Source organism: Rhizobium hidalgonense (genome assembly GCF_005862185.2).
GTDB classification, from domain to species: domain Bacteria; phylum Pseudomonadota; class Alphaproteobacteria; order Rhizobiales; family Rhizobiaceae; genus Rhizobium; species Rhizobium hidalgonense.
In genome coordinates this window covers 1532920-1553297 of the sequence record NZ_CP054027.1, presented here as the reverse complement: position 1 = coordinate 1553297, position 20378 = coordinate 1532920, and the positions used below count along the sequence as shown (strand labels likewise).

Below are 20378 nucleotides of genomic sequence, written 5' to 3'. Positions count from 1 at the left end.
GGTTCATGCCAGACGGTTCCAAACGCCTGTTTGCTACCGCCGGTATTGCGTCGGAGGCCCGGTCGAAATACCGGTTTCTGCCTTCGGCCGCGCTGCCGCCGGATCTACCGGACGGTCCGGTGCCAATCGCCGATATGGCCAACGCATTCGGCGTTACGCACCGGACACTGCATTTTTACGAAGAAAAGGGATTGATTTCGGCCAATCGCATCGGCCTGATGCGGGTCTACGGTCAGGACGACGTGATGCGCATGGCGGTCATCACCGTCTGCCGGGAGACGGGCATGCCGATTGCCGTTATCCAGGAACTGATGGACGAGCTTCGCAAGGCCGATTCGCAGGAAAGGGCCGAGGTGATGTTCCGCGAGGCCTTGCAGGTGCGCAAGCGCGAGCTGACGGCCGAGATGTCGACGCTGCACCGCCAGCTCCAGCAGGTCGGCGACCTCCTGGATTTCGACGGCAGCATCGAAGAGCCGCCGCTGAACGACAACCAGGACAGCGCCGGCCTGACCCCACAGGAGCGGGGCTGCCTGGAACTGATGGCGGAAGGCTATTCCACCCAGCGGATCGCCCGGGCGCTCGACCTCAAGCATGACGAGACCCGGGATCTCGAAGCCGGAATCATCTTGAAATTCCGCGCCAACAACCGCTTCCAGGCGATCGCCAAGGCAGTGCTGCTCGGCATCGTGCAGGCCTGACGCGCCGCATACAAGCCTGGACGTCCCCGACGGCCGCCACCGTCGCTTCCCCTCCAATCCGCTCAGCGAACGATCGTCAGCGTCTCCGCCGCGCGGGTGATCGCGGTATAGAGCCAGCGTTCCCGTGTATCGCGAAAGGCCCAGCTCTCGTCGAACAACACGACGTCGTTCCACTGCGAACCCTGCGCCTTGTGAACGGTCAGCGCATAACCGTAGTCGAACTCGTCGTAGCGCTTGCGGGTGTTCCAGGGGATCTCGCCCTCGACATCTTCAAAGGCCTGCTTCAGGAGCTTGATCTTCGCTGCCCCGCGGTCCATGTCGTCGTCTTCGGGACGGACCAGCAGATTGATGCCGGGTTTGGTCGTTTCCTTGGACGAGGTCATCACCTGCCAGAGTGAGCCGTTGAGCAGGCCCTTGGCGGGATCGTTGCGGAGGCAGACGAGCTTGTCGCCGGTCTGCGGATACTCGGCATTGAAGCCTTTCAACTCGCGCAGGCGCTGATTGTAGCGCCGCCGCGTCCTGTTGGTGCCGACAAGCACCTGGTCGGCTTTCATCACGAGATCCTGGGTAACCTCGTGCTTCGAGATCACCTTGGCCGTGCCGTAATCGCCGTACATCACCTCGTTGCCTTCGCGCACCTGCATGGCAAGCTTGATGATCGGATTGTCGCGCGCCTGGCGGTGGATATCGGTGAGCAGGTAATCCGGGTCCTGATTGGTGAAGTAACCGCCGCCGCTGACCGGCGGCAGCTGGCCGGGATCACCGAGCACCAGGATCGGGGTGCCGAAGCTCATCAAATCCTTGCCGAGCGCCTCGTCCACCATCGAGCATTCGTCGACGATGATCAGCGCGGCTTTCGCGACCGGGCTCTGCCGGTTAATCGAAAACATCGGCGCGATCGAGGTCTTGCCGGTTTCCTCGTCCTCCACCGCTTCCTCGCCGCGCGGGCGATAGATCAGCGAATGAATGGTCTTGGCGTTGGAGGCGCCGCGCGAACGCAGCACTTGCGCCGCCTTGCCGGTGAAGGCGGCAAACAATACGTCGCCATCGACATTCTCGGCGAAATGCCGGGCAAGCGTCGTCTTGCCCGTTCCGGCATAGCCGAACAGGCGAAAGAGTGGCGAACGCCCTTCATTCAGCCATTTCGAAACAGCCTTGAGGGCTTCGTCTTGTTGCGGCGCAAATTGCATGATCGGACGACTTGGCAGGATTCGCAGCCGTTAGGCAAGGCGGAAACTGATGCGGCAGAGCCGATGATGGCAGATCCCGGCGCTCAGCCGTTCCAGCCTCGGTCCGCGCCGCTCGTGGCCATCGACGGGTCCCGCCCGATGGCATCGGTCAGAAAATCCAGAACCGTCTTGACGCGCAGCGGCATGTTCCGTCTCGAGGGATAGACGACGGTGATCGGCAGGCGGCTCGGCCGAAAATCCTCCATCACCGGGATCAGCCGGCCGGCGGCGATATCGGGCATAGCGATGATATGGGAGAGCACCGCCAGTCCGGCGCCGGCAAGCGCCGCCCTGTGAATGGCGACGGCGTTGCAGGCGGTCAGCCGCGGCGAGATCCGAACCGAAATGTCTTCCGAGCCGTTCGAGAACGACCATATGTTGGCCCCGCCTGCCCTGCTGTAGCACAGGCATTCATGGTCCTTGATGTCCTTCGGAGCGAGCGGCGCCGCCCTGCGGGCGAGATAGGCGGGAGACGCTACGAGGAAGGCCGTCGTCCAGCCGAGCCGCCGGCAGACGAGGCTGCTGTCGGCGACGGAGCCGAGGCGCACTTCGAGGTCCAAGCGCTCCTCGATCATATCGGAGCTCTGCTCCCTTAAGAGCAGTTCCACCGAGAGCTTCGGATGGGCGGATAGAAGATCGCCCAGCAGATCGCTGAGATAGAGGCCGAGTGGTGCCGGAACGCTGAGCCTGACCTTTCCGGAAGCCATGGCGCCCTCCGATCCGGCCGCATCGCCGAGTTCCTCTACTGCTTCGAGTATCCTTAGGGCCATCGGCAGCATGCGCTCCCCCTCCGCCGTCAGTGACAGGCCGCTCGTCGTGCGGTGCAGGAAGCGGGTGTTGAAATGGCCCTCGAGGGCTGCCACCTGCCGCGACACCGCCGGCTGGGTCACGTCGAGATCGTGCGCCGCCGCCGAAAACGAGCCCGTCTCCACGACGCGCTGAAAGGTCCGCAATGCCGAAACGATATCCATCCCTGCCCCCTCATACTTTTGCACATAGGCTTTATGTCGCCAAACTAAGCGAGAATGGCTTTACAGTCCAGCAATTAAGGATATCTTTTATCCATAAGGATATTGAATATCCTTAATTAGAGGAGAAAGACATGACCCAGCGATTGAACTACGCCCAGCAGTCCCCCGAGCTTTTCAAGAAGTTCATGGAATTCAGCATGGCGCTGCGTAGCAGCGTGATCGACGAAAAGCTGCAGGCCCTCATCGAGATCCGCGCCTCGCAGATCAACGGATGCGGCTTTTGCCTCGACATGCATGTGAAGCAGGCAAAAATCCATGGTGAGAGCGAGCTGCGTCTCCATCACGTCGCCATCTGGCGGGAATCGAACCTGTTCGTTCCCCGCGAGCGCGCAGCGCTTGCCTGGACCGAAGCGCTGACGAAACTTCCCGAGGGCGGCATTCCCGACGAGGTCTATGAACGGGTTCGCGGCCAGCTTTCAGAAAAGGAAATCTCCGACCTGACCTTCGTCGTCATGGCCATCAATGCCTGGAACCGCGTCAATGTCGGCTTCAAGACCGTTCCCGGTTCTGCCGACAAAGCCTACGGCCTCGATAAAGCGGGCCTGAACTAAACCTTACAATTCATTGAGAAGATTCACCTTTGACGCTGCCGCATCCCGGCAGCGAACGGAGATCCGTTATGAAAATCGTCGTCATCGGCGGAACCGGCCTCATCGGTTCGAAGACTGTCGAACGCCTGCGCAAGCGCGGGCATGAGGTGATTGCCGCCTCGCCGAACTCAGGCGTCAACACGATCACCGGCGAAGGGCTGGCAGAAGCGCTTGCGGGCGCCCAAGTCGTGCTCGACCTCGCCAATTCGCCGTCCTTCGAAGACAAGGCCGTGCTCGAATTCTTCGAAACCTCGGGGCGCAATCTTCTCGCCGCCGAGAAGGTCGCGGGCGTCAAGCACCATATCGCGCTTTCGGTCGTCGGCACCGACCGCCTGCAGGAAAGCGGTTATTTCCGCGGCAAGCTCGCCCAGGAAAAGCTGATTGAAGCCTCGGGCATTCCCTATACCATCGTGCATTCGACGCAGTTCATGGAATTCCTGAACGGCATCGCCCAATCCGGCACGGTCGGCGAGACGGTCCGCCTGTCGCCGGCCTATGTGCAGCCGATCGCTTCCGACGACGTTGCCGACGCCATGGCCGACGTGGCGCTCTCCGCCCCAGCCAATACGGCGGTCGAGATAGCAGGTCCGGAACGGGCCCGCCTGAGCGAACTCGTTGCCCGCTACCTGAAGGCGACGAAAGACCCGAGGACCGTCGAGGCCGACGCCGAGGCGCGATATTTCGGCGCAAGGCTGAACGATCGGTCGCTCGTCTCCGACGACAATCCGCGGCTCGGTACGATCACCTTCGAAGAGTGGTTCGCCAGATCAGCCCAGTCGAAGTGATTGCCTTGCCTCAGGACGCGGCCGCTCGGGCGCGTCCTCTCCATCCCAGCAACAAAGGAGATTCCCATGATCAGAGCATCAGTCATCGTCGCCGCCCTCGCCTTTCTCACAGCCACCGGCGCTGCCGCCCACGACAGCGGCAAATCCGCGAAGGTGACGCTCGTCTATGAGCACGAACTGCCGAACGTACCGGGCAAAAGCATCAAGGGCGTGCTGGTCGAATACGGCCCGGGCGGCTTCTCCGAAGGCCATACCCACCCGGACTCGGCCTTCATCTACGCCACTGTGCTCGAGGGATCGATCCGCAGCCAGGTCAATGACGGCCCGGTCAAGGTCTTTCAGGCCGGAGAGAGCTTCTCGGAAATGCCGGGCGACCGCCATGGCGTCAGCGCCAACGGCAGCGAGACGAAACCCGCCCGCCTGCTCGCCGTCTTCGTCGTCGACACCGACCAGAAAGAACTGACATTCCCGCTGCAGAACTGATGGTCCCCCGCGCAAGTCGATGCTTGCGCGGCTGGCCGACATGCTGAATCATGTGCCGCCCGCCCCCTTCCGGAGACAGACAGAGATGATCTACGACGCGCTCTTCGGCAAGCCGCTAATATCCCTCATCGTGGTAGGCTTTGCCGGCATCCTCGTCTGGTACTTCCTCTCCAGTCAGCGGCCGACGACGCGTCTGGTGGTGCAGATCCTCTTCTTTGCCGTGATGACGCTGATCCTCGTCGGTAGCGGCATGGAACCCCACCGCTTTCAGGGCTATCAGTCCGAAGACCCGCAGGCCCTGCTCGTCATTGTCGCCAAATCGCTTTGGTGGGTCCACCTAGCATGGGCCGTCATCGGTTTCATCAGGCTTTATCTGGTGCTGGAGGGCAGTCCGCGCGAGGCGCGCCTGCTGCAGGATCTGGTCATCGGCGTCGTCTATATCGGCATGGCGCTCTCGATCCTCGCCTTCGTCTTCGGCGTGCCGATCGGAACCCTCGTCGCGACCTCAGGCGTGGTCGCCATTATTCTGGGTCTGGCGCTGCAGAACACGCTCGCCGACGTCTTTTCCGGCATCGCGCTGACGCTCGGCCGGCCCTATGTCATCGGCGACTGGATCCTGTTGAGCGACGGCACGGAAGGGCGCGTCGTCGAAAGCAACTGGCGCGCGACGCACATCCTGACCAGCGCAAACAATATCGTCGTCCTGCCGAACAGTTTTCTCGCGAAGCTCGGCCTGACCAATGTCAGCCGGCCGGACGAGACCCATCTCCTGATCCTCACAATCCGTATCGCCCCGACGCGGATGCCGGCATCGGTCCGCAAGATCATGCTCTCTGCTCTCACGAGCTGCAATACGATCGTGCGCGATCCGCCGCCGGTCGTCGCCTTGAAGGGGCTGGATGCCACCGCGCTCGAAGTCGAGCTGCAATTCCGGGTAACGAGCCCCAGCCAGCGCGTGCCGGCGCGAAACGAGGTGCTCGATCTCGTCTATCGCCATTGCAAATCCGCCGGCCTGCTTCTGGCCGTTCCGCCCGCAGCCAGTGTCCTGACCGCCGATCTGCCGACGGAAGAAAACGCCAAGCCGCCGAGCGTGACGCCGCTCGCGCTGATCGAAGCTATTCCGGTGTTTGCAACGCTGACATCCGATGAAAAGCAGAAACTCGCCGAAACCACCGCCGTGCGACAATTCCGCAAGGGCGATGTGATCGCGCGGGAGGGCGAAATGCTGCCCTCGCTGATGATGGTGCGCGCCGGCATCATCGTGGCGCGGCGCGAAGGCGAAGAGCGCGGACGGTTTGCGCCGGGCGATTTCTTCGGCGAGACCGGCCTGCTTGCCGGCATGCAGGAAGTCTGCGCCCTGGAGGCCCTGACCCCAGTGACCGTCTATGAAATCGACCAGGAGGCCTTCGCGCCGCTGCTCGCCGAACGCCCCGCATTGGCCGAAGAGATCGCCGAAGCCCTCGCCGGCCGCGCCGAACGCTTCCGCGATGGCGCCGCCCTGCCTACTGAACAGGCCCGCAACGCCCACGCCATCCTGAAGACCATCAGGACCATCTTCAGGGCGTAGCTATTGGCTTTACAGTCGATGACGACGCAATAACTCGAAGATCATAGGATCGGTGAAATCCGCAATAGGATCGTCACTGATGTCTGTTTTTCGATGATACTCACCTGCATCAAACGCCTCATATATCCCGTAAAATGGTTCCGGTAGCTCTGTCGCATTGGATTCTCCCAAGCCCGTCAGCACGCCAGACCATAGGTCGTTCATGAGTCGATCACAGACTTCATAAGACAGCTCTCGATCTTGATATTTTTGCGCAATCCGAAGAGCCGTGGAATTGTAAAACTCCCAATTGGCCATAAAGCCAGCCCATTTTCTTATATCGCTATCAGCAATACGGACCTCCGCCAGAGCTCCCGAGACTTGCATGAGGAAAGTTTCTAGAAAATCACACATCTTCGTCATTCAAAAAAGCGGTCATCTCTATTTGTCAACCGGACCCAAATTTAGACGGCGCCCTCAGCCGGCGCGCTTCAGCACCCATTCGAAGGTGCTCTGCCAGAGGTCGGGTCGCACCTCCTCGGATAGGATGCCGACTAGATCGGAGAGCCGGACGCGCCTCAGCGTATCGCGCCAGGCCTCGTCGGCTTCCCACATGATGCGCGCGACCGCACAAGGCTTGCTATCGCAATAGCCGGCCGGCCGGCACGGGTTGTTCTCCCGGATGTTCGTGCAGGTGAAGCTGCGCGCCTTTCCCTCGACCGCTTCGACGATGTCGAGGAAGTTTATCTCGGAGGCGGATCTCGCAAGTCTGTAGCCGCCGCTCGGGCCGAGCGTGGTATCGACGAGGGAGGCTTGCGAAAGGCTTTGCAGCGCCTTGGAGAGATATTCCTTCGGCAGACCATGAAGCTCGGCGAGCGCCTTGGTGGAGAGATACCTGCCCTCGGGCAGGCCCGCGAGAATGGCGCAGCAGTGCAGCGCCCACTCGACCTGGCTTTTCAGGATCATTCAGCAACTCGTCATGGCTGGTTCTGCGAACCGAATTAAGGATATAGAATATCCGCAAAACAGCATGATGTAAATGATCTGACGGGGCAGACTGTAGCGTTGAACTGGGGGCGCGCTTCCCCTGCCACGACTATTTTCGCTGGATGGGGAATAAAACCGCCTCGTCCGGTGTCTCATCTCAGGTATCGCAGAATTGCGTGCCCAACCTCAAGGAGAGACATCATGACATCCGTGAAATTCCTGTCCGTCGTGGCGGCAGCCGCCCTTGCCGCGACCGCCGCCTTCGCCGCCCCTCCCGTCAAGGAAGTCGAATCGGCCAAGGGCAAGGTGCTTGCCGGCGAAAACGACATGACCCTCTACACCTTCAAGAAGGACGCCAAGGGCGTTTCCAACTGCAACGACGATTGCGCCAAGAACTGGCCGCCGCTGATGGCCGCTTCCGGTGCCAAGGCCGATGGTGCATATTCGATCATCGAACGCAAGGACGGCACGAAGCAATGGGCCAAGGACGGCATGCCGCTCTATTACTGGGTCAAGGACAAGAAGGCCGGCGACATCACCGGCGACGGTGTCGGCGGCAATTGGGATCTCGCCAAACCTTGATAGTCTGGGCCTTGAAGCCAAGGAAGCCGGAGTGAAGATACCCGCACCCGAAACATTCGAGGGCGAGATCCTGGCCCTCCTGCCCTCGCTCAGGCGCTATTCGCGCAGCCTGACGCGTTCGGACGCCGATGGCGAGGATCTGCTCCAGGACTGCGTCGAGAAAGTGCTGGCGCGCCGTGGCCAATGGCGCGGCCTCAACCTGCGCGGCTGGGTCCTGACCATCATGACCAATCTCTACCGCAACGGCCGGCGCGGCAAGGCGCGCGACGGCCTGGTCGAGCTTGATGCCGCCGGGGATATGGCCGCTCCCGAACCCCCGGCCGATCCGCTGGAGCGCGCACGGCTCGATAATGCATTGAACAGCCTTTCGGAGGAACACCGCGCCGTGCTGATGCTCGTGGTCATCGAAGGATACACTTACAGCGAGGTTGCCGCTTCCCTCGACATTCCCATCGGCACCGTCATGTCCCGGCTGTCGCGCGCCCGCCGGCGCGTTGCCGAGCGGCTGAAGGCCGACAACGTCATTACGCTTCGGAGACCGAAATGAACGAAGCCAACCCGATCGTCACCGAAGCCGATCTCCACGCCTATGCCGACGGCCAGCTGCCGGAAACCGCGCGTGCCCGGATCGAAGCATTCCTTGCGGATAATCCCGGCGAGGCGGCGATGGTCGCCGAATGGCAGGCGCAGAATAGCGGCATCCGATCACTGTTCTCAGTCTACGAGAAGGCAAAGGACACCGACCCCCTGCTCGTCGCCCACACACGCGCCGTCTCCTCTCCGCCGAAACGCTGGGCGATCGCCGCCGCGGCTCTCGTCGTCTTCGCGCTCGGGACCGTCAGCGGCCACTATGGCCCGGCACTTCTAACAAGGCCGGACCTGCAGCTTGCCAGCTCCGAAACCTTGCCGAAACAGGCGGAGACCGCCTTCATGGTCTACGCCGCCGAGGTTCGCCACCCGGTCGAGGTCTTCGCCGACGAGGAGGCCCATCTCGCCACCTGGCTCGGCAAGCGCCTGGCGATCCAGAACCTGAAGATCCCGAACCTGCAGCCGCTCGGCTTCAAGCTGGTCGGCGGCCGCCTGCTGCCGGTCGATGGCAGGCCCGGCGCCATGTTCATGTACGAGAACCAAGGGGGCGAACGCCTGACCGTCATGGTCGGCCGCAACAAGGAAAACCGCACGACGAGCTTCCGCTTCGCCTCCTCGGGCAATCTCGAAACCTTCTACTGGATCGACGGCGAACTCGGTTATGCCGTCACCGGCGAGATCACGCGTGAGACCCTGCGCGGTATAGCCGAGGAGTGCTACAGGCAGTTTCCGTCGTGAAGATCAGCGCAACGGATCGTTGATGAGTTCGATCCGCTGCCCATGCGGCGTCGCTTCCGCGGCCCGCTGCCAGCTCTGCTGCAGGTCGAGAATGACGGATGCATCCGCTATGCCGCGGCTGACCAGCAGTTCGCAAAGGGCCGCCACCCAGCAGTCGAAATAGTCGCTGCCATCCTCCGCGCGGCCGGGCTCATGCAACTCCTTAGACAGGGCCTCGGCCCATTCGCCCCAGGCGAACAGCCCCTTCTCATGCAGATGCACCGTCATGGCGAAAGCGTCGGCAGCCCAAGGCTCGGGAAAAACCGGATCACCCTCCGGCGACCTCGGCAAACCTGGCGATTGCGCCAGCTGAGACCGCGTTTCACACACGCTCAAGATAGCTCTCCCACGCATCGATGGAGACCGTCAGCGACGGATCGCCTCCCTCGCCCCAGATCTCAGCGCCGCCGAAGACGACGGTATAGAGCCATTGCGGGTTCTCGCCTTTGCCATGGGCATTATCATCGGGGAAAACGAAAGAGCCCTGCACAGCCTCGACGACACCTGTCCTGGCGCGCGCATAGCGCGGCAGCCGCGTATGGGTCGCCGGATTGAAATTTTTCGTCCGCACCGCCTCACCCACCGCAAAGAGCGGCGCGACCTCGACAGGACGATCGCAAGGACCGCCTTTCGCCAGAGCCGCCGACACCATATCCGCCTTCAGCACCCGCTTCGGCCCCGTCCCCTCCCTCAATTTTCGCCCGGACGAGAGCTCCTCGCGCGTCGCAAAGCCGTGCCGTTCCAGCAGCGTCTCGACGCCGCGCATCCAGATCTCATAATAGCTCGCCGCGAGATAGGCAGCCGGCGGAATATTCTCGCGCGCATGCCGGCTTTCATCGATCGTCCAGGCGCCGAAAGCGCCGCAGGAAAGCGTGATGCCGAGCGCCCGCTTTTCCCATTCGGCATGGAAATAGGGCTCGTCCTTTTCGGGCGCGACAAGCCCAAAGCCCATCTGACCGCCGAGATCATGCGGTCCGTTCATGGCAGAACCTCCGGGCTGCCGGCTGCTGAAATCTTCGAGCTGCCTGCAACCGCCGTGCCGATCATCGCATCGCGGCTGACTAGACCGGCAAGCGATTGCTCATCCATGCCTTCCGTGCCTGCCGGCCGCTCGGGGATCACGAGATAACGCAACTCCGCCGTCGAATCCCAGACCCGGATCTTCTTGCCCTCAGGCAGCGTCAGCCCGAATTCGGCCAGCACGCCGCGCGGATCGATGACGGCGCGCGAGCGATAGGCCGGCGCCTTGTACCACACCGGCGGAAGGCCGAGCACCGACCAGGGATAACAGGAGCAGAGCGTGCAGACGATGAGGTTATGGGTCTCGGGCGTATTGAAAACGGCGCGCATATGCTCGCCCTGCCGGCCGGCATAACCGAGGCTCGCAATCGCCGCCGTCGCATCGCGCTTCAGCCAGTCGGCGAAATCGGCATCGCTCCAGGCTTTGGCGACGACATGCGCACCATTGCGCGGCCCCACCTTCGTCTCATAGGTCTCGACGATCGCATCGATCGCCGCCGGATCGATCAACCTCTTCTCCGTCAGCAGCGTTTCCAGCGCTTTTACGCGGGCCTGCATGTCGGAGTAGTGGTTGTCGTGATCGTGATGATGTTCGTCATGGTCGTGCAAGGCAATGTCCTCCCGAAACGGCGACTGAAAAGTGAGCGAAGTCCGCGTCTTGCTCCCTCTTCTCCCCAGCGGGGAGAAGGTGGCCCGAAGGGTCGGATGAGGGGGCCGCACGGCACACCATTCATTGTTGCCCTTCGCTTACGCTCAGCGCATTCGCTCCTATTGTCGCTCACCCCCTCATCTGCCTGCCGGCATCTTCTCCCAGCTGGGGAGAAGGGGAATCGCGGAAACGTCTCGCCCTTTTTTAAACCGTCGCCCCTTTTTCTACCATACACCACAACTCCGCCAAGCCCTCCTATCCGCCTCAAGCTTTTCCGCTAATCTCCTGCCATGAACATCCTGATTCTCGGCGCAACCGGCTTCATAGGCTCCGTCGTCGCTGCCCGGCTTGCGGCCGATGGGCATGCCGTCACCGGGCTCGGCCGCAATCCCGCGCGTGCCCGCTTGAAACAGCCGGCGATCGATTGGCGGCGGGCCGATCTGTCCCGTATGGCCAAACCCGAGGACTGGGGCGATCTCCTTGAGGGCCAGCACGTCGTCGTCAATTGCGCCGGTGCGCTGCAGGACGGTCTTTCCGATGACGTGGCGGCGACGCAGGCCGATGCAATGCTGGCGCTCTATTCCGCGGCCAAACGGACGTCGCGGCCTCTGATCGTCCAAATCTCCGCAAGGACGACGGGCGCGGCGGGCAATCTGCCTTTTCTCGCCACCAAGCGGCGGGCCGATGAGGCGCTGGCGGCAAGCGGTCTGCCTTATCTCATCCTGCGCCCTGCCCTGGTTCTCGGCCGCAATGCCCATGGCGGCTCGTCGCTGCTCAGGGCGCTCGCCGCCAGTCCCCTGGTGCTTCCGCTCATCCATGCCGACAGTCCGGTCGAAACGCTTGCTGTGGACGATGTGGCGGAAGCCGTATCGCGGGCGGTCACAGGTGACCTCCGTGGGAATATCGATCTCGCCGCCGATGAAATCCTAACGCTCGCCGAGCTCGTCCGCCTGCACCGGCAATGGCTGGGCCTGCCGGCTGCCCGCGTCTTTTCCCTTGCCCCGTGGCTTGCGAGGCCCGTGACGTGGCTTGCCGATATGGCCGGGCTGCTCGGCTGGCGTTCGCCGCTGCGCTCGACGGCGATGACGGTCATGTCGGAGGGCATACGAAGCGCCAAGGCAGAAAGCGGCCTCACCACGACATCCGCGGCCGCAGCGCTCTCGGCCAATCCCTCCGGCGTGCAGGACCTCTGGTTCGCTCGGCTCTATCTCCTGAAGCCGCTGACTATAGCAGGCCTCTCCGTCTTCTGGCTGCTCTCCGGCCTGATCCCGCTGCTGGCGCTGGAGAAGACATCGGCCCACTTCCTGCCGTTCATGCCGGACGCGACGGCCACGGCTCTGACGCTTGCGACCTGCCTCATCGACATCGCACTTGGCGCCGCCGTGCTTGTCCGTCCGCTCGCCAAACGCGCCCTCCTCGGCATGCTGGCCGTCTCTTTCGCTTACCTCATCGGCGCCAGCCTGCTCGAACCGGCGCTTTGGCTCGATCCGCTCGGCGTCCTCGTCAAGGTGCTGCCGTCGATCCTGCTGACGCTGACGGCGCTTGCCACGCTGGATGAACGCTGATGCTGGAACAATGGCTGCTGCTTGCCCATGTCATCGGCGCGACCGCGCTCTTCGGCACCGGCGCCGGCATCGCTTTCTTCATGGTGATGGCACACCGGACGCGAAATCCCGTCCTGATCGCCCATGTCGCCGCGACCGTCGTCGTCGCCGACACCGTCTTCACCGCCACAGCCGCCGTACTCCAGCCGGTGACCGGCTATCTGCTGGCGCGCTCGATCGGTTGGGAGCTTTCGGAAGGCTGGATTGCGCTTTCGCTGACCCTTTACGTCGTCACTGGCCTGTTCTGGCTGCCGGTCGTCTGGATCCAGATCCAGCTTCGCGATCTCGCCCGCGCCGCCTCGGCTTCCGCAAGCCCCTTGCCGCCTGCCTATTTCAGCCTCTACCGCATCTGGTTTGCCTGCGGCTTTCCGGCCTTCGCAGCCGTCCTCGGCATTCTCTGGCTGATGCTGACGAAACCGGCGATCGCTCTATTTTAGCATCGGCCAGAGGCTCGCCACCAAGAGTACCGCCATGCTGATATTGAACCATTTCAGCCGCACCGGGTCGGAAAGCCATTCCCTGAGCGCCGAGCCGAAGCCCGCCCATGTCGAAACGCTGGGAATATTGACCGCCGCGAAGGCCAGGCCGACGATCAGCACGCTGACGAGATAGAGCTGAGGATTGGTATAGGTCGCCATCGCCGTGACCGCCATCACCCAGGCTTTCGGATTGACCCACTGGAAGGCGGCTGCCGCGAAAAAAGACATCGGTTTTACGCCGCTCTTGCCTTCACTCAGCGACCGCGATGAGGCAATCTTCCAGGCAATCCAGACGAGATAGGCGCCGCCGGCAAATTTCAGCACCGTATAGGCGACAGGCACCGCGTGCAGCAGCGCGCCGAGCCCCAAGCCGACGCCGATGAGCAGCGAGAAGAAGCCGACACCGATGCCGAACATATGCGGGACGGTCCTGCGGAAGCCGAAATTCACGCCCGATGCAAAGAGCATCATATTGTTCGGCCCCGGCGTGATCGACGTCGTGAAGGCAAAGAGGACGAGGGCGAAAAACGTATCCAGCGGCATGAAACCTCCCGGGGACCGGCCATTCTTCGGAGCCGGTTTTATTTAGGTCAATCTAGCTGTCCTAAAGTGCCGACGCCATTCCATCATTGTCATGGTGACAGGATTACTTGAAAGATAGGAATTGGCCGCAATCTCCTCCAAAATGGAAAAGATCATGCAAGACGACCCGATCCCGACAATCACCTTCCCGAACGGCGCGCAAGTGCCGGCGCTCGGCCAGGGAACTTGGGCCATGGGCGAGGATGCCGGTCATGCAGGCGCCGAGATCGAAAGCCTGAGGACCGGCATCGATCTCGGCATGACGCTGATCGACACCGCCGAAATGTACGGCGACGGCGACGCCGAGGAGATCGTCGGCCAGGCGATCAGCGGGCGGCGCGACGAGGTGTTTATCGTCAGCAAGGTCTATCCATGGAATGCCAGCCTGAAAGGCACGATCGAAGCCTGCGAGCACAGCCTCGAACGACTGGGCACCGACCGCATCGATCTCTATCTCCTGCACTGGCGCGGCAACTATCCGCTCGCCGAGACCGTCGCGGCCTTTGAAAGGCTCAAGGCATCCGGCAAAATCGGCGCCTGGGGCGTCTCCAATTTCGACACCGACGACATGGAGGAACTGCTCGGCGTGCCCGACGGCGCCAATGTCGCCGCCAACCAGGTGCTCTACAATCTCGCCCGCCGCGGCATCGAATTCGATCTGCTGCCCTGGTGCCAGAGCCGCGGCATTCCCGTCATGGCCTATTCGCCAATCGAGCAAGGAAACATACTGCATATTGCGGAGCTGATCCGCATCGCTAAGGCCTATCAGGCAACGCCAGCGCAGTTGGCGCTGGCCTTCCTGCTCGAACGCGACGGCGTCATCGTCATCCCGAAGACCTCGAATGCCGAACGCGTTCGCGAAAACCGCGACTGCGTCTCGCTTGAGATCACCAACGAGGATTGGGAAGCGCTGGACGCCGCCTTCCCGCCGCCGGCAAGGAAAAAGCCGCTGGAGATGCTTTGATCGCCAGCGGCTCGAACTGTTTCCCAAAGCCCGCCAACTCCTCTTCCGTCATGCTCGAGCTTGTGTCGAGGATCTGCGCCGTTCCATACGCAGCAGATCGTCGGCACAAGGCCGAGGACAACGTCGAGTCAATATTGGGGACTCACATCCCCTGCGCGCCACGGTTCATCGCGGCAATACCCGTGCGGCAGACCTCGATCAGGCCGAGCGGCTTCATGATTGCCACGAACTGGTCGATCTTCGACGACTTGCCGGTGATCTCCAGAATGAAGTGATCGATCGTCGCGTCGACCACCTTGGCATGGAATGCATCGGCAAGACGCAGCGTCTCGGCGCGCATCTCGCCTTCGCCGATCACCTTGACCAGCGCCACTTCGCGCTCGATCGGCCGTTCCTGACCGAGTTCGCGGGCGCGCACCGTCAGGTCGACGACGCGATGCACCGGCACGATGCGCTCGAGCTGCGCCTTGATCTGCTCCAGCACGTGCGGCGTGCCGCGCGTGACGATGGTGATACGGGAAAGATGCGCTTGGTGTTCGGTTTCGGAGACCGTCAGGCTCTCGATATTGTAGCCGCGGCCGGAGAACAGACCGATGACCCGGGCAAGAACGCCCGGCTCGTTGTCGACGAGAATGGAAAGCGTGTGACTTTCGATCGCCGCCGTTTCGGGCGAGATGAAATAGGCGGAGCCCGTGGGCTGTAGGTGTGCGTTCATGGCGATGGTTCTTTCCTTTATCAGACGAGCGCGCGGCCCTTGGCGTCGATCGCATTGGCGACCGCTTCGTCGGTGGCTTCGTCCGGCAGCAGCATTTCGTTATGGGCCTTGCCCGAGGGAATCATCGGGAAGCAATTGGCGAGATTGGCAACACGGCAATCGAAAATGACCGGCTTTCTGACTTCGATCATCTCCAGAATCGTGTCGTCGAGATGCTCCGGCTTTTCACAGCGCAGGCCGACGGCACCATAGGCTTCCGCCAGCTTGACGAAATCGGGCATCGCCTCGGTATAGGAGTTCGACAGACGGTTGCCGTGCAGCAGTTGCTGCCACTGGCGCACCATGCCCATATATTGGTTGTTCATGATGAAGATCTTGATCGGCGCGTCGTGCTGGATCGCTGCCGACATTTCCTGGATGCACATCTGGATCGACGCGTCGCCGGCAATATCGATGACCAGGCTTTCGGGATGGGCGATCTGCACGCCGAGTGCAGCGGGCAGGCCGTAGCCCATCGTGCCGAGGCCGCCCGAGGTCATCCAACGGTTCGGCTGCTCGAACCCGAAGAACTGCGCCGCCCACATCTGGTGCTGGCCGACTTCGGTGGTGATGTAGGTATCGCGGTCCTTAGTGTGGGCATAGAGCCGCTCCAGCGCATATTGCGGCATGATGACATCGCTGCTTTTCGTATAGGCGAAGGAGTTACGCGCCCGCCAGCGGGCGATATCGGTCCACCATTCCTCGATACGACCCTTCTCCGGTTTCTTCGGCAGCGCCCGCCACAAGCGAACCATATCTTCGAGAACTTGGCCGACATCCCCGCGGATGCCGATATCGACGCGGACGTTCTTGTTGATCGAGGAAGGATCGATGTCGATATGGATCTTCTTCGAGTTCGGCGAAAAGGCGTTGAGGCGGCCGGTGATGCGGTCGTCGAAGCGCGCGCCGATGCAAACCATGACATCGCAGTCGTGCATCGCCATGTTGGCTTCGTAAGAGCCGTGCATGCCGAGCATTTTCAGCCAGTTCTTGCCCGAAGCAGGATAAGCGCCGAGGCCCATCAGCGTCGAGGTGATCGGGAAATCGGTGAGCTCGACCAGCTCGCGCAGCAGCTTGGAGGCCTCGGGGCCGGAATTGATGACGCCGCCGCCGGAGTAGATGATCGGACGGCGCGCATTCGCCATCAGTTCGATCGCCGCATGGATCTGGTTGAGGTCGCCCTGGATCTTCGGCTGATAGCTCTTCTGAATCGTGTAATCCGCGGGCGGTGTGTAGGTGCCGGTGGCAAACTGTACGTCTTTCGGAATATCGACGACCACCGGGCCCGGACGGCCGGACTGGGCGATGCGGAAGGCCTCGTGAATGACGGCGGCGAGCTGGTTGACGTCCTTGACCAGCCAGTTGTGCTTGGTGCAGGGCCGGGTGATGCCGACCGTATCGCATTCCTGGAAGGCGTCGGAGCCGATCAGCGGGGTCGGGACCTGACCGGTCAGGCAGACGAGCGGGACCGAATCCATCAGCGCATCCTGCAACGGGGTGACCGCATTGGTAGCGCCCGGACCCGAGGTGACCAGCATGACGCCGACCTTGCCGGTGGAGCGGGCATAACCTTCGGCCGCGTGGCCTGCCCCCTGCTCGTGGCGGACGAGGATGTGCTTGACCTCGTCTTGCTGGAAGATCTCGTCATAGATCGGCAGGACCGCGCCGCCGGGATAGCCGAAGATATGTTCGACGCCATTGTCCTTCAGCGCCTTGAGAACGATCTCCGCTCCCGTCATCCGATTGCCTGCCGCCTGGTTGTCCGTGCTCATCTGTCTGTTCCGTTTGATGCTGGGATTTGCGTTTGTGGCCGGAAGCCCGAATTTCGGGCATAAAAAAAGGCCCCGAAGGAGCCTGTCATCTAGCGCATGGGTGGCTACCGCCGGATGGTTACACCATCCTGCCCATGCGCTTTCCCACCACGATAAGAGCCGTTGCGATTTTCATGGTCGGAAGTGATAGACAGAAAATTTCGCAGCGTCAACGCATGACGCGATAAAAAACTACCCCCCGCTGGCGTCCCGACAAATCGATAGGATGAAGGATTTGTTAAAGGATGGGCTTTATCCTTAGGCCCCATTGCAAGGAGTAGCCCTTTGCTCAACAACGACTTGCGCATGTCAGCCACGGCAGGCGATCACGATCGCCGCGATGGCCATGCGCCGGGAAATCGCTTTCTCGGCCGCGTCGTTGCGTGCAGCGGCTCGCGGGCAACGATTGCCGCCGTCGCCGAACAAGGCGGCACCGATCTCACCGAACTTTGGTCCGTCGGCCGGCTGATTTCGATCAGCGTCGGCCGCAACCGTGTCGTTGCCCTCGTCTATCAGATGAACACCGGCGGCCATGCCTGGGGCGAAGGCCAGGACAACAATTTCAAGATCGAGACCGAACTGCTCGGCGAAGTCCGTGTCGATGAGGACGGGCGTGAGGAATTCTCCACCGGCATTTCGCGCTATCCCTATCTCGGCGCCATCGCCCACCGCATCCGCTCCGCCGACCTGATGCGCATCTACGATGCCGGCGAGGGTACGACCGCCATCATCGGCAAGCTGACCCAGGACGAAAGCATCGACGCGGCGATCCACATCCCCTCGATGCTCTCCAAGCATTTCGCCGTCGTCGGCTCCACCGGCGTCGGCAAATCGACGGCCGTGTCGCTGCTGCTGCACAAGGCGATCGCGGCCAACCCAAAGCTGCGGGTGCTGATCCTCGATCCGCATAACGAATTTGCCGCCGCATTTCCAAAGCACGCCGTCACGATCGACACCGATACACTCGACCTGCCCTTCTGGCTGATGCGGCTGGAAGAATTCGCCGAAGTCGTCTTTCGCGGCCGCCCTCCGGTGCCGGAAGAGCTCGACATGCTGCGCGATATCTTGCCGGAGGCCAAACGCGCCTTCCGCGGCAGCGACAATTCGCTGGTGCGTCGCACGACGGAAAAGAGCTCGATCACCGCGGATACGCCGGTTCCCTACCGCATGGCCGATCTGCTGGCGCTGATTGACGAGCGCATCGGCCGCCTGGAGGGGCGCTCGGAAAAACCCTTCCTGCGCTCGCTGAAGATGCGCCTCATCGCAGCGATCAACGATCCGCGCTATCACTTCATGTTCTCCAACAACACGATCAGCGACACGATCACCGAGACGATCGCGCAGATCTTCCGCATTCCCGGCGAGAATCGGCCGATCTGCACCTTCCAACTGGCCGGCATTCCCTCCGAGGTGGTCAACTCCGTCGCCTCCGTGCTCTGCCGCATGGCCTTCGAGGTGGCGCTGTGGAGCGAAGGCGCCATCCACATGCTCGTCGTCTGCGAGGAAGCTCACCGCTACATCCCCTCCGATCCAACGCTCGGCTTCGTGCCGACGCGCCAGGCGATCGCCCGCATCGCCAAGGAGGGCCGCAAATACGGCGTCTCGCTCGGGATCATCACCCAGCGGCCGGGCGAACTCGATCAGACGATCCTTTCGCAGTGCTCGACGCTCTTTGCCATGCGCCTCGCCAACGACCGCGACCAGGAAATCATCCGCTCGGCGATCCCGAATTCGTCGATCTCGACGACGAGCTTCATCTCCTCGATCGGCAACGGCGAGGCGATTGCCTTCGGCGAGGCAATCAGTGTGCCAATGCGCATGCGCTTTTCCCGCGTCGACGAAAGCCTCCTGCCGAAGGCTGCCAGCGCCAACAGCAAGCACAGCGAGGAAGATCCGGATACGGTCGATCTGCGCAAGATCGTCACCCGCATGCGCGCGGTGAGCGTCGGGCCCGACATTTCGAATTTCCAGCAGAGTTACGCTGCGTCCGCCGCAGTCCCCGACGAGGTTGAGGCGGCCGACGAGGATATCGACGCCAAGCCCTACACTCCGCCTGCCCCGTCGGCCGCGCCGCTCGAATCCTACCGGCGGGAACTGCTGCCGCAGACGCCGCGGCTCGACCCCGCCGCACCGCCAGCGATCGATCCCCGGCTGGACGCGCTCCGCCGCGAGATGCGCCGCGAAGAGCCGGTCTTTCCCCGGCCCGCACCTCCAGCCGACCAGCCCGCGGTCACCCGCAGGGAGCCCGGCACGTCGCTGCGCGAAAGCATTCTGAAAAAACCGCTGAGCGGCCTTTACACCAAGGATTGACGCTCCAGAGCTGCGAGCGGCTCGGCGACGTCGAGTACGCGTTGCCGCTCCGTCGGCCCAAGCGGCAAGAGAGGCCGCGGCAGCTCTGCTGCGGCCAGCAAAAGGTACTCGACCAGCGTATAGACCACACGGACGCTTCCGAATTCCTTGAACAACTTCCAAAGCGGCTCCAGCAGCCCATCGAGCCTGCGCGTCTCATTGTCGTCGCCTGCAATCGCCGCCTTGGTCAAGGCAAGGGCAGTACGCGGCAGCAGACCGGCGATGACGCTGTACCAGGCGTCGGCGCCCGAAAGCAGCGCTTCGGCCGCGCCCCAGTCGCCGCTATAGCCGATCGCGAGACCGGACTTCTCACGTAATACCGCGAGTTCCCCCCGCACATCGCCGTCGGCCGGCAAGGGCATCTTCACCGCCTTGATCGTCTCGATATCGGAGAGACGCTGCAGAAGGTCCCGGCTGAAGGTGAAATGCGTCGTACCGGGATTGTTGTAGATACAAAGCGGCAGCGTCACCGCCTTGGTGACCGCAAGGAAGTGCTGGTAGGCTTCTTCCTGGGTCAGCGGCGTATAGGACACGGGCGCAAGCAGAAGCGCGTCTGCACCAGCGGTCGCGGCATCCCTGGCGAGATCGACGGCATGGTCCGTCCTGAGAGCTCCGACGCCGACGACGATGGGAACACGACCTCTAACGCATTCGACCGCAGCTTGAACGGCGCGCAGTCGCTCCGCTTGCGTGAGAAAGGCGTAGATCCCGGTGCTGCCGAGAAGGCCTATGGAGGCGACGCCGGCGTCACACAGCGGTTCCAGCAGACGGCAGAGGGAATCGGTGTCCACGCGGCCATCCATATCGGCCGGCGTTGGCGGAAAGGCTGAAAGACCATGAAACGGCGAAGCTGAAGTCATGATGTGGTCC

The 20378-nt window shown here is 62.3% G+C and carries 23 protein-coding genes; 12 read left to right on the top strand and 11 right to left on the bottom strand.

Annotated features, from left to right (window positions below; genetic code table 11):
* The first annotated feature begins 5 nt into the window (after positions 1 to 5).
* On the top strand, positions 6 to 698 hold the full coding sequence (locus FFM81_RS07310; protein ID WP_003564782.1) for a MerR family transcriptional regulator: 693 nt from the start codon (positions 6 to 8) through the stop codon (positions 696 to 698).
* A gap of 62 nt (positions 699 to 760) precedes the next feature.
* Here the strand turns inward: FFM81_RS07310 and FFM81_RS07305 are convergent, their stop codons facing one another.
* Positions 761 to 1888 (bottom strand): ATP-dependent DNA helicase, encoded by a 1128-nt coding sequence (locus tag FFM81_RS07305; protein WP_003564784.1) that lies wholly within the window; start codon positions 1886 to 1888, stop codon positions 761 to 763.
* Between the two features lie 83 nt (positions 1889 to 1971).
* A complete protein-coding gene (locus tag FFM81_RS07300) occupies positions 1972 to 2898 on the bottom strand; it encodes a LysR family transcriptional regulator (protein ID WP_025416592.1) in 927 nt (308 codons plus the stop codon).
* Between the two features lie 131 nt (positions 2899 to 3029).
* On the opposite strand from FFM81_RS07300, the gene FFM81_RS07295 reads away from it, so the two are divergent.
* The 4 genes from FFM81_RS07295 to FFM81_RS07280 all read left to right on the top strand — a co-directional run bounded on the left by FFM81_RS07295 (position 3030) and on the right by FFM81_RS07280 (position 6383).
* Positions 3030 to 3509: a carboxymuconolactone decarboxylase family protein gene (locus FFM81_RS07295; protein WP_025416593.1), complete on the top strand. Its 480-nt coding sequence runs from the start codon at positions 3030 to 3032 to the stop codon at positions 3507 to 3509.
* A gap of 68 nt (positions 3510 to 3577) precedes the next feature.
* Positions 3578 to 4333, top strand: coding sequence for an SDR family oxidoreductase (locus FFM81_RS07290; RefSeq protein ID WP_025416594.1), 756 nt, complete (start codon positions 3578 to 3580; stop codon positions 4331 to 4333).
* A gap of 66 nt (positions 4334 to 4399) precedes the next feature.
* On the top strand, positions 4400 to 4816 hold the full coding sequence (locus FFM81_RS07285; RefSeq protein WP_025416595.1) for a cupin domain-containing protein: 417 nt from the start codon (positions 4400 to 4402) through the stop codon (positions 4814 to 4816).
* Between the two features lie 85 nt (positions 4817 to 4901).
* Entirely contained in the window at positions 4902 to 6383 is a 1482-nt protein-coding gene (locus tag FFM81_RS07280; RefSeq protein WP_128397997.1) for a cyclic nucleotide-binding domain-containing protein, read from the top strand.
* A 9-nt stretch (positions 6384 to 6392) separates the two neighbouring features.
* On the opposite strand, the gene FFM81_RS07275 is transcribed toward FFM81_RS07280, so the two are convergent.
* Together FFM81_RS07275 and FFM81_RS07270 are read right to left on the bottom strand one after the other, a co-directional pair.
* Positions 6393 to 6776, bottom strand: a complete 384-nt coding sequence (locus FFM81_RS07275) for a hypothetical protein (protein WP_138385736.1) — start codon at positions 6774 to 6776, stop codon at positions 6393 to 6395.
* 63 nt (positions 6777 to 6839) lie between these two features.
* Positions 6840 to 7328, bottom strand: a complete 489-nt coding sequence (locus FFM81_RS07270) for an RrF2 family transcriptional regulator (protein WP_025416598.1) — start codon at positions 7326 to 7328, stop codon at positions 6840 to 6842.
* 222 nt (positions 7329 to 7550) lie between these two features.
* Here FFM81_RS07270 and FFM81_RS07265 point away from each other — a divergent pair, with 222 nt between their 5' ends.
* The 3 genes from FFM81_RS07265 to FFM81_RS07255 are packed head-to-tail and all read left to right on the top strand — an operon-like array spanning position 7551 to position 9257.
* Positions 7551 to 7931 (top strand): COG4315 family predicted lipoprotein, encoded by a 381-nt coding sequence (locus tag FFM81_RS07265; protein ID WP_025416599.1) that lies wholly within the window; start codon positions 7551 to 7553, stop codon positions 7929 to 7931.
* A gap of 31 nt (positions 7932 to 7962) precedes the next feature.
* The gene (locus FFM81_RS07260; protein WP_003564800.1) at positions 7963 to 8478 is read left to right on the top strand and encodes an RNA polymerase sigma factor; all 516 of its coding nucleotides are present in this window, start codon (positions 7963 to 7965) and stop codon (positions 8476 to 8478) included.
* On the top strand, positions 8475 to 9257 hold the full coding sequence (locus FFM81_RS07255) for an anti-sigma factor family protein (protein ID WP_003564802.1): 783 nt from the start codon (positions 8475 to 8477) through the stop codon (positions 9255 to 9257). Before FFM81_RS07260 ends, FFM81_RS07255 begins: the two co-directional genes overlap by 4 nt.
* A gap of 3 nt (positions 9258 to 9260) precedes the next feature.
* On the opposite strand, the gene FFM81_RS07250 is transcribed toward FFM81_RS07255, so the two are convergent.
* The 3 genes from FFM81_RS07250 to nthA are packed head-to-tail and all read right to left on the bottom strand — an operon-like array spanning position 9261 to position 10874.
* A complete protein-coding gene (locus tag FFM81_RS07250) occupies positions 9261 to 9632 on the bottom strand; it encodes a nitrile hydratase accessory protein (RefSeq protein WP_003564803.1) in 372 nt (123 codons plus the stop codon).
* Positions 9619 to 10278, bottom strand: coding sequence for a nitrile hydratase subunit beta (gene nthB / locus FFM81_RS07245; protein WP_138385735.1), 660 nt, complete (start codon positions 10276 to 10278; stop codon positions 9619 to 9621). The genes FFM81_RS07250 and nthB overlap by 14 nt, the downstream gene beginning before the upstream one ends.
* A complete protein-coding gene (nthA, locus tag FFM81_RS07240) occupies positions 10275 to 10874 on the bottom strand; it encodes a nitrile hydratase subunit alpha (protein ID WP_244597494.1) in 600 nt (199 codons plus the stop codon). Before nthA ends, nthB begins: the two co-directional genes overlap by 4 nt.
* 381 nt (positions 10875 to 11255) lie before the next feature.
* On the opposite strand from nthA, the gene FFM81_RS07235 reads away from it, so the two are divergent.
* Positions 11256 to 12530: an SDR family oxidoreductase gene (locus tag FFM81_RS07235; protein ID WP_097534142.1), complete on the top strand. Its 1275-nt coding sequence runs from the start codon at positions 11256 to 11258 to the stop codon at positions 12528 to 12530.
* Positions 12530 to 13006, top strand: coding sequence for a DUF2269 family protein (locus FFM81_RS07230; RefSeq protein WP_025416602.1), 477 nt, complete (start codon positions 12530 to 12532; stop codon positions 13004 to 13006). The genes FFM81_RS07235 and FFM81_RS07230 overlap by 1 nt, the downstream gene beginning before the upstream one ends.
* Here the strand turns inward: FFM81_RS07230 and FFM81_RS07225 are convergent.
* Complete coding sequence (locus FFM81_RS07225; protein ID WP_003564813.1) at positions 12998 to 13591, bottom strand: LysE family translocator; 594 nt, start codon at positions 13589 to 13591, stop codon at positions 12998 to 13000. The genes FFM81_RS07230 and FFM81_RS07225 overlap by 9 nt on opposite strands.
* A gap of 154 nt (positions 13592 to 13745) precedes the next feature.
* On the opposite strand from FFM81_RS07225, the gene FFM81_RS07220 reads away from it, so the two are divergent.
* A complete protein-coding gene (locus tag FFM81_RS07220) occupies positions 13746 to 14594 on the top strand; it encodes an aldo/keto reductase (protein ID WP_138385734.1) in 849 nt (282 codons plus the stop codon).
* A 142-nt stretch (positions 14595 to 14736) separates the two neighbouring features.
* Here FFM81_RS07220 and ilvN read toward each other — a convergent pair whose 3' ends face one another.
* Complete coding sequence (gene ilvN, locus FFM81_RS07215) at positions 14737 to 15309, bottom strand: acetolactate synthase small subunit (RefSeq protein WP_003564820.1); 573 nt, start codon at positions 15307 to 15309, stop codon at positions 14737 to 14739.
* A gap of 20 nt (positions 15310 to 15329) precedes the next feature.
* On the bottom strand, positions 15330 to 17120 hold the full coding sequence (locus tag FFM81_RS07210; RefSeq protein WP_025416603.1) for an acetolactate synthase 3 large subunit: 1791 nt from the start codon (positions 17118 to 17120) through the stop codon (positions 15330 to 15332).
* A gap of 324 nt (positions 17121 to 17444) precedes the next feature.
* On the opposite strand from FFM81_RS07210, the gene FFM81_RS07205 reads away from it, so the two are divergent.
* Entirely contained in the window at positions 17445 to 19469 is a 2025-nt protein-coding gene (locus FFM81_RS07205; protein ID WP_003564823.1) for an ATP-binding protein, read from the top strand.
* On the opposite strand, the gene FFM81_RS07200 is transcribed toward FFM81_RS07205, so the two are convergent.
* The gene (locus FFM81_RS07200; protein ID WP_003564825.1) at positions 19454 to 20368 is read right to left on the bottom strand and encodes a dihydrodipicolinate synthase family protein; all 915 of its coding nucleotides are present in this window, start codon (positions 20366 to 20368) and stop codon (positions 19454 to 19456) included. The two genes, FFM81_RS07205 and FFM81_RS07200, sit on opposite strands and share 16 nt — an antisense overlap.
* Positions 20369 to 20378: the final 10 nt, after the last annotated feature.